General features: G+C 64.1%; 15 protein-coding genes and 2 pseudogenes. 11 read left to right on the top strand and 6 right to left on the bottom strand.

Features of this window, described 5'->3' with window-relative positions; all coding sequences use genetic code 11:
- On the top strand, positions 1-268 hold a 268-nt coding region (locus tag AC1DVA_RS24135; RefSeq protein ID WP_476807530.1), incomplete at its 5' end, for an ABC transporter permease subunit.
- A 212-nt stretch (positions 269-480) separates the two neighbouring features.
- Here AC1DVA_RS24135 and AC1DVA_RS24130 read toward each other — a convergent pair.
- Positions 481-1,106, bottom strand: a pseudogene (locus tag AC1DVA_RS24130) (tyrosine-type recombinase/integrase).
- A 195-nt stretch (positions 1,107-1,301) separates the two neighbouring features.
- The gene (locus AC1DVA_RS24125) at positions 1,302-2,084 is read right to left on the bottom strand and encodes an IclR family transcriptional regulator (protein ID WP_476807529.1); all 783 of its coding nucleotides are present in this window, start codon (positions 2,082-2,084) and stop codon (positions 1,302-1,304) included.
- A 145-nt stretch (positions 2,085-2,229) separates the two neighbouring features.
- Here AC1DVA_RS24125 and AC1DVA_RS24120 point away from each other — a divergent pair, with 145 nt between their 5' ends.
- The 8 genes from AC1DVA_RS24120 (at position 2,230) to AC1DVA_RS24085 (ending at position 8,833) form a co-directional block, all read left to right on the top strand.
- Positions 2,230-3,087: a fumarylacetoacetate hydrolase family protein gene (locus AC1DVA_RS24120; RefSeq protein ID WP_265054389.1), complete on the top strand. Its 858-nt coding sequence runs from the start codon at positions 2,230-2,232 to the stop codon at positions 3,085-3,087.
- A gap of 9 nt (positions 3,088-3,096) precedes the next feature.
- Positions 3,097-3,900, top strand: a complete 804-nt coding sequence (gene hpaH, locus AC1DVA_RS24115; protein WP_476807528.1) for a 2-oxo-hept-4-ene-1,7-dioate hydratase — start codon at positions 3,097-3,099, stop codon at positions 3,898-3,900.
- 9 nt (positions 3,901-3,909) lie between these two features.
- Positions 3,910-4,302 (top strand): RidA family protein, encoded by a 393-nt coding sequence (locus AC1DVA_RS24110; protein ID WP_265054387.1) that lies wholly within the window; start codon positions 3,910-3,912, stop codon positions 4,300-4,302.
- Positions 4,302-4,925, top strand: a complete 624-nt coding sequence (locus AC1DVA_RS24105; RefSeq protein ID WP_265054386.1) for a flavin reductase family protein — start codon at positions 4,302-4,304, stop codon at positions 4,923-4,925. Before AC1DVA_RS24110 ends, AC1DVA_RS24105 begins: the two co-directional genes overlap by 1 nt.
- Before the next feature lie 19 nt (positions 4,926-4,944).
- Positions 4,945-5,811 carry an amidohydrolase family protein gene (locus AC1DVA_RS24100; protein WP_265054385.1) on the top strand — a complete coding sequence of 289 codons (867 nt, stop codon included), beginning with the start codon at positions 4,945-4,947 and terminating at the stop codon, positions 5,809-5,811.
- Positions 5,812-5,859: 48 nt separating this feature from the next.
- Positions 5,860-6,828 carry a Bug family tripartite tricarboxylate transporter substrate binding protein gene (locus AC1DVA_RS24095; protein WP_476807527.1) on the top strand — a complete coding sequence of 323 codons (969 nt, stop codon included), beginning with the start codon at positions 5,860-5,862 and terminating at the stop codon, positions 6,826-6,828.
- Between the two features lie 411 nt (positions 6,829-7,239).
- Positions 7,240-7,632 carry a response regulator gene (locus tag AC1DVA_RS24090; protein ID WP_265054383.1) on the top strand — a complete coding sequence of 131 codons (393 nt, stop codon included), beginning with the start codon at positions 7,240-7,242 and terminating at the stop codon, positions 7,630-7,632.
- Positions 7,633-7,663: 31 nt separating this feature from the next.
- Positions 7,664-8,833 (top strand): GAF domain-containing sensor histidine kinase, encoded by a 1,170-nt coding sequence (locus AC1DVA_RS24085; RefSeq protein WP_265054382.1) that lies wholly within the window; start codon positions 7,664-7,666, stop codon positions 8,831-8,833.
- A gap of 486 nt (positions 8,834-9,319) precedes the next feature.
- Here AC1DVA_RS24085 and AC1DVA_RS24080 read toward each other — a convergent pair whose 3' ends face one another.
- The 3 genes from AC1DVA_RS24080 to AC1DVA_RS24070 form a co-directional block, all read right to left on the bottom strand.
- A complete protein-coding gene (locus tag AC1DVA_RS24080) occupies positions 9,320-10,327 on the bottom strand; it encodes a glycosyltransferase family 4 protein (protein WP_476807526.1) in 1,008 nt (335 codons plus the stop codon).
- Between the two features lie 81 nt (positions 10,328-10,408).
- Positions 10,409-12,007 carry an alpha-amylase family glycosyl hydrolase gene (locus AC1DVA_RS24075; protein ID WP_265054380.1) on the bottom strand — a complete coding sequence of 533 codons (1,599 nt, stop codon included), beginning with the start codon at positions 12,005-12,007 and terminating at the stop codon, positions 10,409-10,411.
- A 303-nt stretch (positions 12,008-12,310) separates the two neighbouring features.
- Positions 12,311-12,727, bottom strand: coding sequence for a DUF1236 domain-containing protein (locus tag AC1DVA_RS24070; RefSeq protein ID WP_476807525.1), 417 nt, complete (start codon positions 12,725-12,727; stop codon positions 12,311-12,313).
- A 419-nt stretch (positions 12,728-13,146) separates the two neighbouring features.
- On the opposite strand from AC1DVA_RS24070, the gene AC1DVA_RS24065 reads away from it, so the two are divergent.
- Both AC1DVA_RS24065 and AC1DVA_RS24060 read left to right on the top strand, forming a co-directional pair.
- Positions 13,147-13,629: an extracellular catalytic domain type 1 short-chain-length polyhydroxyalkanoate depolymerase gene (locus AC1DVA_RS24065; RefSeq protein WP_476807524.1), complete on the top strand. Its 483-nt coding sequence runs from the start codon at positions 13,147-13,149 to the stop codon at positions 13,627-13,629.
- A 136-nt stretch (positions 13,630-13,765) separates the two neighbouring features.
- Positions 13,766-14,197 carry a hypothetical protein gene (locus tag AC1DVA_RS24060; RefSeq protein WP_476807531.1) on the top strand — a complete coding sequence of 144 codons (432 nt, stop codon included), beginning with the start codon at positions 13,766-13,768 and terminating at the stop codon, positions 14,195-14,197.
- Positions 14,198-14,368: 171 nt separating this feature from the next.
- On the opposite strand, the pseudogene AC1DVA_RS24055 reads toward AC1DVA_RS24060, so the two are convergent.
- Positions 14,369-14,539, bottom strand: a pseudogene (locus AC1DVA_RS24055) (helix-turn-helix domain-containing protein); the annotation flags it as partial.
- Positions 14,540-14,663: the final 124 nt, after the last annotated feature.

Here is a 14,663-nt window from a genome sequence, read left to right as displayed (position 1 = left end):
CACCTTCGCGCCGATGAGCGTGCAGGCGACCTATATCTGCGCCAGCGCCATGATCGTCGAGGCGATCCTGTCCTTCATCGGCGCCGGCGTGCCGCCGGCGACGCCGTCCTGGGGCAACATCATGGCCGAGGGCAGGGCGCTCTGGCAGGTCCGGCCGCATATCATCCTGTTCCCGGCCGTGTTCCTCTCCATCACCGTCCTCGCCGTAAACCTCCTCGGCGACGGCCTGCGAGACTCCCTCGATCCGCGAATTGCAAAACGCCTGTAGCTGGGTTCAAAAGGGGCTGGCGGTCCCTGAGCAACGATCACCAGCCTCAGTCTTCTCTTTTGCGAATTGTCCGCTTCGTGGCGCACCCCCAATGTCTGGTTGTGGGCGCGGATCGGCAGAAACTGAGGGTGCCGCCGAACTACCGCTTCCCACCCAATTGCGCCGTTGGCCGAATGACGAAATGGCACGCCGGGTGCCCGCCGTGCCCAGTGTCACAAGTCCGTTTGCTCCGAAAGGAGAAGCGCGTCGTCAACCTCGATGCCGAGGTAGCGCACGGTGCTCTCCAGCTTTGTATGGCCGAGCAGGAGCTGACAGGCGCGCAGATTGCCGGTGCGTTTATAGATCAGCGCGACCTTCGTTCGGCGGAGACTGTGAGTTCCATAGAGCGCTGGATCCAATCCGATCAGACCCACCCAGGTGTCGAGGAGACGGCCGTACTGGCGCGTTGTGATGTGATCACCATGCCGGCTACGGCTCGGGAAGAGCCAATCCTCTTCGCGCGGGCCTCTCTTTCTGAGCCACGCTGTGAGTGCCTCGCGGGCCGAATCGACTAGTTTAAACGGCACCGGCCGCCAGGTCTTCTGTTGAACATCGCCGTTCGCAGGCGAACGGTGCCTCCGAGGACGACATCGCCAACGCGGAGACGAACCAGATCGCATCCCCTTAGCTTGCTCTGGATCGCGAGATTGAACATGGCGAGATCACGAACGCGCGCCTCGTGCTGCAGCCGGGTGCGTATCGCCCAGATATGCTTTGGATTCAGAGGTGGTTTCGGTCCGATGATGCGCTCGAGGTTCCACGCCTGATGAGGCAGTTGGTTCTGCGCTTGGATATCCATGGCTGATCCCCTCTTGGGACGCCGCATCCGGGGTTATTCTATCAAGTGTTGCGGGACGTGGCGCTCGCCTCGCGCCAGAAGCAGAAGTTGGGCTTCAGCCGTAATGCCGACATTTGGCCGGCCGTACTTCCGTCCAATCCGGGTCGGCAGACGTTGACCGGCGAATTATCGTGGCCAGCCCAGATCGGCCTTTTTTCACCTGCGGAGTTCGCGCCCGATTGTGGCGGCGATGTCCTGCAGCTGGGATGCTAGAGCCTCCACCTGCAAATGTCCCATACGGCGCGTCACCCCGGCCACGGTTACGGCGGCGAAGGGCCGGCCGGCCTCGTCGCGTATCGCGACCGACAGCGCGCGGGTGCCCGGTACCAGCCCCCGGTCGCGCAGGGCATAGCCGAGATGCCGGGCGGTGCGCACCCAGCCGTGAGCCACCGCCTCGTCGATGCGGTAGCTGCGCAACCGCCCCCGATTCTCGGCGAGCACCGCGGCGGCCTCGCCGGGTTCGAGCGCCGCGAGCAAAGCCAGCCCCGCGCTGCTGACGCCGAGCGGACGACGATCCCCGACGCGCAACGGCAGCACCTGGATGGGATAGGAGCCGAGCACACGCGAGATGCAGATCGTGTCGAAGCCGGTACGTTGCGTCAGGAAGAACGTGTCTCCCACCGTCTCCGCCGCACGGGCGATGTGGGGCTCGCCCACGGCCTGCAGCACGCTCGGGCGCTCCCGCGAGAGGGCGAGGAACTGGATCTGCTCGCCGACGACATAGCGCCGCGTCGCCGGCCTGTGTTCGACGAGCCCCTCGGCGRCCAAAGCCTTCAGCATCCGGTGCACGGTCGGATGCGGCACGCCCGTCGACCGCGCAAGCGCCGACAGGCCGAGCCCAGCCTCCCGGCTCGCGGCCAGGATGCGCAGGATCTCGATCGCCCGTCGGAGGCTGCCGGTGCCTTGAACAGCGTCAGCTCTGACATTCGGGGATCTCATGCGACGCGGTCCACCTCAGCTCCATCGGTCTTGTCCATTATATGGACAGAAAATGAGGAATCCAGTTGTGCCCCACCTCGCTGCGCGCTTCGATCCGATCAACGAGAACAGGCCCGGATAATCCGCCGGCGGGGAGGAAAAGTTCATGAGGCTGGCGAGCTTTCGCAGCGCCGAGGCGGAAGGCTATGGCGCGATCGTCGACGACGGGGTGATCGATCTCGGCCGGCGCCTGCCGGCCTTGCCCACCCTGCGACATGCGATTGCCGCGGGAACTCTTCAGACTCTGCGCGACGCGGCCAAGGGGCAGAGCGCCGACCATGCGCTCGCCGATGTCGAACTGCTGATCCCGATCCCTGCGCCGGAGAAAATCTGGTGCGTCGGCGTGAACTATGCCGACCGCAATGCCGAGTACAAGGACGGCTCGGACCTTCCGCGCTATCCGAGCCTGTTCTGCCGCTCGGCCTCCTCCTTCGTCGGTCACGGCGTCCCGCTCGAACGCCCAAAAGTCTCCGAACAGCTCGACTACGAGGGCGAGATCGCTCTGGTGATCGGCCGGGGCGGGCGCCACATCCCGCGCGAAAGCGCGTTGGACCACGTCTTCGGCCTGACGCTGTGCAACGAGGGCACGGTGCGGGACTGGCTGCGGCACGGCAAGTTCAACGTTACCCAAGGCAAGAATTTCGACCGCTCCGGCTCGATCGGTCCGTGGATCGTCACCTCCGACGACATCGATCTCTCGCGGCCGCTGGAACTGACGACGCGTGTCAATGGCGAGGAGCGCCAGAACGACACGACCGAGCGCCTGATGTTCCCGTTCGATCGGCTGCTCGCCTATCTCTCCACCTTCGCGACGCTGAAGCCGGGGGACATCATCGTGACGGGGACGCCGACCGGGGCCGGGGTTCGCTTCGACCCGCCGCGCTGGCTGAAGCCTGGCGATCTCGTCGAGGTCGAGGTTCCCGGCATCGGCCTGCTCTCCAATCGCGTCGTCGACGAAGCATAAGGGGCGACCATGCTCTCTGCCAACCAGATCGCCGCCGCGGCACGCGCCCTCGACGAAGCCGAGCGCAGCCGCGTGCAGATGGGCCAGCTCAGCCTCGCCCATCCGGGGCTGACCATTGACGATGCCTATGCCGTGCAGAGCGCCTGGATGGAGAGCAAGCTCGCCGCCGGGCGCAAGGTCATCGGCCGAAAGATCGGCCTCACCTCGCGGGCCATGCAGAGCGCAGTCAATATCGACGAGCCGGATTACGGAGTGCTGCTCGACGACATGCTCTTTCCGGATGGCGGCCGGATCCCGACCGATCGCTATATCGAGCTCAAGATTGAGGCCGAACTCGCCTTCGTGCTGAAGGACAGGGTCGCGGGGCCGCGCTGCACGGTCTTCGACGTGCTCAACGCCGCGGACTACGTCGTGCCGGCGCTGGAGATCCTCGATGCGCGCATTCAGCGCATCGACCCCGCCAGCAAGGCGACGCGCAAGGTCGTCGACACCATCGCCGACAACGCCGCCAATTGCGGCATCGTCCTGGGCGGACGCCCCTTCCGGCCGCAGGACGCCGACCTGCGCTGGATCTCCGCCATCGTCAGCAAGAACGGCATGGTCGAGGAGACCGGCGTCGCCGCCGGTGTGCTCAACAACCCCGCCAACGGCATCGTCTGGCTCGCCGACAAGCTGGCCCCGCGGGGCGTGGTGCTGGAGCCCGGTCAGGTGATCCTGGCGGGATCCTTCATCCGCCCGATCCCCTGCTCCCGGGGCGACACGATCCATGCCGATTACGGACCGTTCGGCACGGTCTCCTGCCATTTCGCCTGAGGGGTCGCGATGACCAGACGCCAGAGCATCCATGTCGAGGGCTTCGGCCACAAGAACCCGATCCCTGCCGCCTGCCGCGTCGGCGACGTGCTGATGTCGGGCATCGTCTACGGGCTCGATCCGGAAACGGGCAAGCCGGCCGAAACGCTCGACGCGCAATGCGCGCTGATGTTCCGGCATATCCGCAGCATCATGCAGGAAGCCGGCGGCTCGACCGACGACATCGTCAAGGTGACGGTCTGGCTGTCCGACCGCTCGCAGCGCGAGCAGGTCAATCTCGAATGGCTCGCGATGTTCCCCGATCCCGCGAACCGCCCGGCTCGCCAGGCGATGGCTGGCGAACTCGACGGCGGCAAGCTCATCCAGTGCGACTTCGTGGCGGTCATGGAGGGTCGGGGCTGATGGGCGGGACGACCGACATCGCGGCTGCGGACCTGCCGGCCGAGGCGAGCTATCGCCTGCTGACCGGGCTCGTCGTGCCGCGCCCGATCGCATGGGTGACGACGATTTCGGCTGCCGGCACCGTTAATCTGGCGCCTTTCAGCCATTTTACCTTCGTCTCGCCGAAGCCGCCCCTGCTGGCGATCAGCGTCGGCCGCAAGGGCGACACCTACAAGGACACGGCCCGCAACATCCTCGCGAGCGAGGAATTCGTCGTCCACATCGCCGATCGTTCGTTGGTCGAACCGCTGCATGACAGCGCGAAGGAGTTCGCGCCTGAGGTCAGCGAGGTCGCGGAGCTGGGGCTGGAAACCGCGCCTAGCCTGCATGTCGCGGTGCCGCGGTTGGCCGCCGCGCCCGTCGCTATGGAATGCCGGCTGCGGCACTGCATCGAGTTCGGCGAGACACGCAGCCGCCTCCTCGTCGGCGAGGTGCTCGTCTTCCGCCTGCGGGACGGGCTGATGGCCGACGGCAAGGTCGATACCCGCGCGCTCGACCCGATCGGGCGCATCGCCGGCCCGAACTACACGACGCTCGGCGAGATCATGACGATGCGGGCGATCCACCAGACCTCCAAATCCTGATCGCGACCGGAGCCTTGTGATGGCGACCTACCTCCCGTTCGATCCCGCACCGCGCGCGCCGAAGTCGCCGCTGCCCGCCTTGGCCTGCGACAGCCAGTTCCATGTGCTCGGCCCCGCGGAGCGCTACCCGGTGCGCCCCGGTGCGGTCTACGAGATGCCGAGCGCCAGCATCGAAACCGCGCTCGCCATGCATGCGACACTCGGTATCTCCCGCGGTGTCGTCGTCCAGCCGACCACATACGGCGCCGATCACAGCGTCACGCTGGATGGTCTGGCGCTCGCCGGCCCGAACTATCGCGGCTGCGCCAACGCCGCCGTCTTCCAGGACCGTGGCGACGCCTATCTCGCAAAGCTCGACGCCGCCGGCGTGAAGGGCGCGCGCTTCACACGAGCGGGGCTTGGCATCGGCATGAGCGAGACGGAGTTCGAGCGCGCGCTCGCACGCATCCGCGAGCTCGGCTGGTATGTGAAGGTGCAGCCCGAGGTCGAGGGCATCATCGGCAACATCGCACCTTTCGAAGCGCTCGACCTGCCACTGGTGCTCGACCATATGGGCCGCCCCGATCCCGCCCGAGGAAAGGACGACCCCAGCCTCGCCAAGATCCTGCAACTGCTGAAACGCGACACGGTCTGGGTAATGCTCTCGCTCACCGAGAAGATCTCGCGGGCCGGCGCACCCTGGGACGACGTCATCCCGACCGTGGAGGCGCTGCTCGAGGCCGCACCCGACCGCATCATCTGGGGCAGCGACTGGCCTCATCCGGTCTCCGTCCGGCAGCCGCCGAACGAGGGCGATCTTCTCGACTTCCTGTTCCGTGCCGTGCCCGACGAGGCTCTGCGACGCGCCGTGCTCGTCGACAATCCTGCGAGGCTGTTCGGCTTCTGAGGCAAGCGGCGCAACAAAGACCCGACAATAAATTCTGGGGAGTGCAAGATGAAACGTCTCATGATCGGCGTCATCGCCATGGCCGGCATCGTCTTCGCGGGAGAGGCTGGGGCCCAGACATGGCCCAGGGGCATGGTTAAACTCATGGTACCCTATGCTGCCGGCGGCAATGTCGACGTCGCGGCGCGGCTTCTCGCCGAGAAGCTCCAGCGCGATACCGGGCAGGCCTTCGTGATCGAAAACAGGCCCGGCGCCGGAGGTCTGATCGGCAGCGAAGTGGTGGCGAAGGGCGAGCCGGACGGCAGCGTTCTGCTGGTCGGCGCCAACGGGCCGATCCTGTTCGCGCCCGAGATGGCCGCACGCCGCGCCTATGAATGGCGCAAGGATTTCGTGCCGATCACGACCCTGACCCTGACGCCGCTGATCCTGCAGGTGCATCCGGACCGGCCCGCGAAGAGCTTCGCCGAGTTCGTCGAGCTCGCGAAAACGCGCAATCCTCCGCTGAACATGGCGTCTCCAGGTGCCGGGACGACCAACCATCTGATCTCCGAGGTGATGCAATCCAAGCTTGGAGCGAGCTGGACGACTGTCCAGTATCGCGGCAATGCGCCAGCGACCAACGATCTTGTCGGCGGACAGGTCGATTTCAACCTGGACCAGCTCTCCGTCGCGTTGCCCTTCGTGACCACCGGCAAGACCCGCGCCCTCGCGGTGACGGGGGCGAAGCGGCTGCCGGAACTGCCGGACGTCCCGACATTCGTCGAGCTCGGCTATCCGGAATTCGAYGGCCAGACCTTCACGGGCCTGATGGYGCCTGCCAAGAGGCCGGAGCCTGTCGTCGCCGCGATCCATGCCGCGGTGACGAAAATCCTGAACGAGCCCGATACCGCCAAGCGCTTCGCCGATCTCGGCACCCGGGCCGCACCGATGGAGCGCGAGGCCTTCCGAGCCTATCTCGAGAAGGAGGACCAGAGCTGGGTGCCGCTCATCCGCAAGCTCAAGATTCAATTGCAGTAGGCAGGTTTACTAAGGCCTCCCTCCATCTCGCCCGGAAGCCGGTTGTCGGGCCGGGCTTGTCTGGCAGCATGCATCCTCAGCGATTACGACGGCACGGAAGGCAACCTAAGTTTCCCGATGCTGCGGGGGATATCGGCAACCGCCCACCGAGGTCGGCACCCTATCTTGGCTGGACGTCCATCGAGTCGATCCAGGCATTCGCCGCGATTATCTCCAGAGGGCCCGGTACTATTCGGAGGACGACCGGTACCTGCTGGAGAAGCTCGGGGGGAGCACTCGGAGGTGGTGATCGACGGGCGGCTGCATGGCTGCGGCCGAATGGCTGACGAGGCGTTAGGAATTCGCTTGCACCTCTATGCAACCATTCCATTCCCCGACAGTTAGATCGGGTTGGTCCCCTCGAGAGTTCCCATGACAAAAACTCTTGTTCTGGTCGTGGAGGATGAGCCACTCATTCGCATGAACGCGGTCGCGTTGATCGAGGAGGCTGGCTACGACGTCATCGAGGCAGCGCACGCCGACGAAGCCATCGAGCTTCTTGAGACCCGCCCTGATATCCGCGTCGTGTTCTCCGACATCGAGATGCCCGGAGGATCTATGGACGGCCTGAAGCTGATCCACGCAATCCGCAAGCGCTGGCCGCCGGTGACCTTGATCCTGGCGTCCGGCCGGGTCTCGCCGAGGGCGGAGGAGATGCCGTCCGAGACCGTCTTTCTGGAGAAGCCGTATCGCGAGGACGCGCTGCTGCATGCGCTGGCTGCCTGGCCGGCCGCAAACTTTCGGTCCAAGACTGCGGCGTGGTAGTGATTGCTTCCGATCTCCACAGGTCCCGCCATTGCACGACTTTCAAGATGACCTCGATGCGGTCGCCCAAATCGCGGCGGTGCCAAGCATTCTCGACGTGGTGTGCCGCATTACCGGAATGGGCTTCGCCGCCGTCGCGCGGGTCACCGACGACCGCTGGGTCGCCTGCGGGGTCCGCGACGAGATCGCCTTCGGTCTCCAGCCGGGCGGCGAACTCAAGATCGAGACGACTATCTGCAACGAAATCCGGGACCATCGCGAGATCGTGGTGATCGACAACGTCGCGGAGGACCCGGTCTACTGCTCCCACCACACGCCGGCGATGTACGGCCTCCAAAGCTACATCTCGATGCCGATCGTCCTGTCGGACGGCCGCTTCTTTGGCACGCTGTGCGCGATCGATCCAAAGCCGCACGTCGTCAGCACCCCTTCGACGATCGCCACTTTCAAGCTGTTTGCGGAGCTGATCGCCTTCCACCTCGACGCTCACCAGAAGTTGGCCGAAAGCCAGGCGAGCCTCGCAACCGAGGTCCAGACCGGCGAGACGCGGGAGCAATTTATCGCTGTCCTCGGCCACGACCTCAGGAACCCCCTCGCCTCGATCGATGCCGGCCTGCGCATGCAGGACCGGACCGAAGACCTGAACAAGATACGGTCGCTCACGAAGATGATGAGTTCCAGCGTCGTCCGGATGTCGGGCCTGATTAACGACGTGCTGGATTTCGCGCGTGGGCGCATGGGCAGCGGCATCGCGCTGAGGCGCCAAGTTGTCGGCGACTTGGAGAGCCGACTGGGCGAGGTGATCAACGAGCTTCGGACCTCACATCCCAACCGCGACATTCTTGCCGAGTTCGACATCGCGGGTGAGGTCCACTGCGACAACGCCCGCATCGCCCAGATGCTGTCCAACCTTGTGGCGAACGCGCTCACGCATGGCGCCGATGATCGCCCCGTCGTCGTGAGGGGAATGACGGCGCCCGGCGTCTTCGAACTCTCGGTTTCGAATTCCGGCGAAGTGATTCCGCCGGAGGTGGCGTCAGAACTATTCAAGCCCTTCGTCCGCGGCGCTGTGAGGCCAAGCCAACAGGGCCTCGGCTTGGGGCTCTACATCTGCTCCGAGATCGCCAAGGCGCACGGCGGCACGCTGGACGCCACGTCCACGCTCGAGGAGACCCGGTTCACGTTCCGGATGCCTAACTGACCGTCGCGGCCGCCTGCGAACCGCGTACCTTGATCGCGACTTGGGTCACCAACCAGCCTGGTCACGCCTAGGACGCCAGGTCGACGACCACAGGCTCGAGTCCGCAGGACCGGATGAAATCCAGCAGTTTGGCTGGCGATATCCCGGTGCTCTCGACGTTGGTCAGTGGGTGGAAGTTCATCTGCTCGGCGTCGAGCAAGGAAACGACAGCCGTAGTCAGCCCGGCCTAGTCGTTAATCAGCCCAAGTGGGCAGGGCGCCCGGCATCATGCCGAGCAGTTCGGGCATGCGCTCGCCCGAAGGCGAAGCCGGGCGGCCGCTAACGCTCATCGCTTAGTCGACGTCATCCGCTTTCCACGCATCTAAGCCATCGCGAGGTTTGTCGAAGAGGGTCCTCGCCAGCGCCATAAGCGCAGATCTCGGGCGTTCGAGAAGCGCATAGCGCTGCGTAAAAGGGCGGTTTGATAGCACATCCGCGCGCCGGCTATCATGCAAGGAGCGATCGATAGAGTTCCCAGTATCGATCGGCCATGCGGTCCACAGTGAAGCCCGCGGCGACTGACGAGCGGCAGGCGGCGCGATCGATCTCGTCGAGGCGCCCAATCGCGTCCACGGCCTCATCGAGGCTATCGACCAGAAAGCCCGTCACCCCATGCTCGATCAGTTCCGGCATCGAGCCGCGCCTGGAGGCGATGACCGGTGTTCCGCAGGCGAGAGCCTCCACGACCGATAGGCCGAAAGGCTCCTCGAAGTTGATGAGGTGGAGCAGGGCTCGCGCGGAGCCCAGAGCTTTCGTGCGGGCAGTCCTGCCGACCGGGCCAAGATAGGCCACGGAACGATCGTCGAGAGCGGGCAAGACATGCTCGTTATGGTAATTCTGGTCCTGCACGATGCCCGCCATGACCAGCCGTCGGCCTACGCGGCGTGCTGCCGTGATCGCCTCGGCCGCCCCCTTGTCGGGATGGATCCGGCCGAAGAAGAGGAGGTCTTCGCTGCCATCGGGATCAAAGGGAAAATCCTCCAGTCTGATCCCGTGATGGATCGTCGCCGCATAGCGCAAATCGGGATGCCGGTCGGCAGCGCTGATCGCGACGTAGTGGACGCGATCCTCATACGCCTTGAAGGCGGGCAGGATCCGGCCCGAGGAGAAGCCATGGATCGTGGTCACCACCGGCGTCTCGACCAGCCGCGAGAAGGCGAGCGGCACGAAATCGGCCTGATTATGGATGAGATCGAACTCGTCCGCGCGTTCGAAGACATGGGCAACGTGGAGCATCTCCCAGACCTTGGCATCGATGGTGGGGTCTTCGGAATACGGCGCCGGGCAAACACCCGCGAGCGTGCCCGCCGTCTGGCTGTCCCTGGTGGCAAATAGGGTGACGTCGACGCCGCGCGCCACCAGCGCCTCGGTCAGGAGACTGGTCACCAGCTCCCATGGACCATAATGGCGCGGTGGGGTGCGCCAGGAGATCGGCGCCAGCATGGCGATGCGCAAACGGTCGTCCTTTCCTAAATCATCGGCCCGAAAAGTGGATTGCGGTTTTCGGAAAATCTGATGAAAAAATAAAAGCCGTGATCAGGCTTCTAGGATCACGCCCTCATTCGCCCGCAGCAGCAGCGCATTATCCTCGACGAGCGTCGACTCGGCGATCGTCGACAGGATYGGCCGGCAATTGCTTGCCCAGCCCGGCAATTCGAGACGCTGTCCATCTGTCCCGATATTAAGCGCCACGATCAGCCGCTGCACCCCGTGCCGGCGCTCAAAGGCAAGCACATCGCCTGTAGAGTCCAGCAGCGTGAAATCGCCGATCTCCAATGCCGGATGCGCGCGCCGGAGGGCCAGCAACCGGCGATAGAGCGCCAGAATCGAGGCCGGCTCCTCAGCCATGACCGCAACGTTGCGCGCCGGCCAATCGGCATTCAGCGGCAGCCAGGGCGAGGCGGTGCTGAAGCCCGCATTCTCGCTTCCGTCCCACGGCATCGGTGTGCGGACAGGATCGCGACCGAGGCCGAGCCCGGGCTCTCGCAATTCGCGGGGGTCCTGAACCCGGCCGGGCGGGATCTGGAAATCGCTCAGGCCGAGTTCGTCGCCATAATAAAGGGTCGGCGTGCCCCGCAACGTCAGCAGGAGCATTGCAGCGATGCGAGCCTGCGCCCGACCCAGTTTGCTGGCGACGCGCGGCCGATCATGGTTGCCGAGCACCCAGTTAGGCCAGGCACCCGGTGGAAGCGCCGCCTCGTAGCCGGCGATCAAATCCGCAAGAGCGCGCGCCTGCCAAGACGCATCGATCAGTTGAAAGTTGAGTGGCAGATGCACGCCTGCCCGCTCCTGCCCGTAATATTGCATCAGCCGGTCGACCGGCAGGTAGATCTCACCGATCAGCACGCGCTCGTCCCGCTCTGCCGTTCCATAGCTCTCGGCGATGGCGCGCATCTCCGCGGCAAGCGCATGCACTTCGGGCTGGTCGGTCGAATGGAGCTGGAGCACGCGGTGCATTTCGCCCATCGCAGGCCGATAGGCCGGATTGGGCGGATTGTCGGGATAATCCGCTGCCTTGATCAGGTGCCAGAGCACGTCGATACGGAAACCGTCGACGCCGCGATCGAACCAGAACCGCATCACCTCGTGCATCGAAGCCTGCACGGCGGGATTGCGCCAGTTGAGGTCCGGCTGCTCCTTCAGGAAGGCGTGGTAGTAATATTGGCCAGAGGCTTCGTCCCACGCCCAGGCCGAGCCACCGAAATCACTGATCCAGTTGTTGGGTGGCCCGCCATCGGGGGCAGGATCGCGCCAGAGGTACCAGTCCCGTTTCGCAGCGTCGCGCGAGGAACGGCTCTCCACGAACCAAGTATGGCGGTCGGAGGTATGGTTTGGCACGAAGTCGAGCAGAACCTTGAGCCCGCGGGCGTGGGCGCGGGCCAAAAGATCGTCGAAATCGGCAAGAGTGCCGAAACGCGGGTCGACATCGCAGTAATCGGCGACGTCATAGCCGAAATCCGCCATCGGCGAAGGGTAGACCGGAGAGATCCAGATGGCGTCGATGCCGAGGCTGGCCAGATAGTCGAGTCTGTGYGTGATGCCTTTGAGATCGCCGATGCCGTCGCCGTTCGTGTCCTGAAATGAACGCGGATAGATCTGGTAGATCACGCCCGTCTGCCACCACGGAGCGGTCATACCAACCGCCTCCTGTGTATGCGGTTTCGTCCGATGCCACGCCGCTCCATCAGGTTGTCTCGCTGTCAGCTTGGATCGTCCCGTAGCGCCCGTCTGCAAGTGCCGTGGGTAAAACGCTCTATTTCGGCGAGTGCATCATCAAGCGTCTTGAAGGGGCCGCGTTTCATGGACCCCATCGTCTGCGGCGCTTGGCCCGCAGGTTCGATCCTGAATTCGCCGGTGGGTTCTTCGGCATGCCCCATGGGCCGGCTAGGCCGGTGACGACGCGTATCGCGCCATCACCATCGGGGCAGTCGATCCGGTTTACTGGATGACCTGAACGATGCGACCCGTTCTGGGATCGACCAGCACGGTGCGGTTGTTGACCACCGTGTAGCGATAGCTCGTCTCGCCATATTCGCGCGGCACGTCGTAATAGACGACACCTTCACTCGGCAGCGTCGTGCCGACGACCACGGGCTCGGCATAGGTGTATGACGGGCGACGCTGCTCCACGACATAAGTCTGGAAGCGCGGCGTCTGGTCGCCGATGATCGCACCGACCACCGCCCCGCCGACACCGCCGACGACGGCGCCGATCGGACCGCCGACGATCGCGCCGCCAACCGCTCCGGTCGCCGCGCCGCCGACTGCCCCACCTTGGGCTGCCGGTGCATTCTGAGCGAAGGTCGTTGCAGGAATGGCAGCGATTACGGCAACAAGGAAAAAACTCTTGAGCATGGAAGTAATCCTTCGCATGAGTCAGCCGGAAGGAAAATCCCGCAAGATGACCATCTATGTCGGAAACGTATCCAAAACAAAAAAGTTCCAGTTGAATATTTCGATAATAAAATAAAGTAGCTCACATAATTTTATGAGTATCCGGACGAATTCTCATTGTTACGCAAGAATCGGAATTTTGATGGTCCTGAGTAATCGCAGGCTTCGAGCAGCGGCGCGCTATTCCCCCGCCCGCCGCTCGCTCCGATGGGGCACGGACCAGCAAATGAAGATTGTGCATCGCAACATAATCAGCGCGCGGCCGTTGGGCTCGTGTCAGCGCCATCTCGGCATGACCCGCAAAGGACAGCCGCGATGCGCAATCTCTCTGACACGATCGCACGCCTGAATCGGTTCATATGGCGGCCGGAGGTCCGGCAATGCCTTCCCGACTGTCGCCGCTCGCCAAGTTCGGCGCCAATCCAGGCGCGCTTCGGGCGTACACCTATGTTCCCCAAGGTTTGCCGGAACAGGCGCCGCTGGTCGTCGTACTACATGGCTGCATACAAACGGCGGCCGCATACGACCATGGCGCCGGCTGGTCCCAGCTTGCGGACCGACACGGCTTCGCGCTTCTCTACCCCGAGCAACAGCGGGCCAACAACGCAAACCTCTGCTTCAACTGGTTCGTGCCCGAAGACATCCGGCGAGGCTCCGGAGAGGCGCTTTCGATTGCGCAGATGGCCGGGACAATGATCGAGGCCCATGGGCTCGACCGACGGCGGGTCTTCATCACCGGGCTTTCGGCCGGCGGCGCGATGACCTCGGTGATGCCCGCAACCTATCCCGAGCTCTTCGCGGGTGGCGCAATCGTTGCGGGGCTGCCTTTTGGATGCGCCGACTTCGATCCCCGAAGCGTTTGACAGGATGCGGGGCCACGGACTTCCCGCGGAGCGAGACCTCGAGGCCATGGTGCGTAGCGCGTCTAGCCACCATGGGCCTTGGCCCACGCTCTCGCTTTGGCATGGCGCAGCCGACCAGACCGTTGCTTACGCGAACATGGACGCCATTGTTGCACAATGGAGGGGCCTTCATGGGCTGCAGCGCGTAAGCCCTGAGAAAAACGCGATAGGCCTGCATTCCCAGCGGGTCTGGCGCGATGACGCCGGCGTTCCAAAAATCGAGGCGTTCAGCGTCGAGGGCATGGGGCACGGCACGCCCCTTGGCAGTGCGGACGATATCGGGGCTTCAGGAGCTTTCATGCTCGAAGCGAGGATCTCATCGACACGTCACATTGCCCGGTTCTGGCAGTTGACCGAGACGGGATCCGAACTTTCGTTGACCACCAATGGCGAAAAACTGAAATCCGAAGCCACGCCTGAGCGTGTCGGCGACAAACCTGCCGCCCCCTTCTCGCAGCTTCGGGCGTCCGCTACTGGCGTGGGAAAGGTGATCGAGGACGCGCTGCGAGCGGCGGGGCTCATGCGCTAGTCCCGATGGGATAGACCGTGGTGCTCTGTGTCGCTGCAGGATGGAAGGCCTGCCGAGCGGCACTCGGCAGGCCTGGCCGAAATGCACGCGCGTGCGCCATGCCGAGCAAGTCCGATGCAGGCGATCGCTGCTTGAGCAGGTCTGGAACGCTTCGCTGCCAGGTGTGAGCGCAACCTGTCGAGGGTATCGCGAATATAAAGGGGTCACCACGTACTGTTCAAGCAACTTGATGCGCATGCTGAGAGCTGGTTGAGACCATCTCAGATTATGAGCCGCCCGACGAAAATTTAATCCTGCGGCGAGAACAACAAGGCATTCCAGGGATCGCGATTGGATTTCCATCTCAAAGAACGTTCGACGGGCGTCATCGTGCTTTAATCGTAACTTTCGACTTCGTCCGCCTCATCATCGTATATCCAGTCTCTWATACACATCTGACGCTGCCGACGATGAGAACCGTGTAGAT

It is taken from the genome of Allobosea sp. P4_C6 (genome assembly GCF_056402015.1).
Note: the sequence above shows the minus strand (reverse complement) of the source record. Positions and strands in the feature narration are given on the sequence as shown.

Bases quoted from the DNA above. Each gene is read 5' to 3' on its own strand.
- AC1DVA_RS24120 (WP_265054389.1), top strand. From the start codon at position 2,230: ATGAGGCTGGCGAGCTTTCGCAGCGCCGAGGCGGAAGGCTATGGCGCG.
- hpaH (WP_476807528.1), top strand. From the start codon at position 3,097: ATGCTCTCTGCCAACCAGATCGCCGCCGCGGCACGCGCCCTCGACGAA.
- AC1DVA_RS24110 (WP_265054387.1), top strand. From the start codon at position 3,910: ATGACCAGACGCCAGAGCATCCATGTCGAGGGCTTCGGCCACAAGAAC.
- AC1DVA_RS24105 (WP_265054386.1), top strand. From the start codon at position 4,302: ATGGGCGGGACGACCGACATCGCGGCTGCGGACCTGCCGGCCGAGGCG.
- AC1DVA_RS24100 (WP_265054385.1), top strand. From the start codon at position 4,945: ATGGCGACCTACCTCCCGTTCGATCCCGCACCGCGCGCGCCGAAGTCG.
- AC1DVA_RS24090 (WP_265054383.1), top strand. From the start codon at position 7,240: ATGACAAAAACTCTTGTTCTGGTCGTGGAGGATGAGCCACTCATTCGC.
- AC1DVA_RS24070 (WP_476807525.1), bottom strand. From the start codon at position 12,727: ATGCTCAAGAGTTTTTTCCTTGTTGCCGTAATCGCTGCCATTCCTGCA.
- AC1DVA_RS24065 (WP_476807524.1), top strand. From the start codon at position 13,147: ATGCCTTCCCGACTGTCGCCGCTCGCCAAGTTCGGCGCCAATCCAGGC.
- AC1DVA_RS24060 (WP_476807531.1), top strand. From the start codon at position 13,766: ATGGACGCCATTGTTGCACAATGGAGGGGCCTTCATGGGCTGCAGCGC.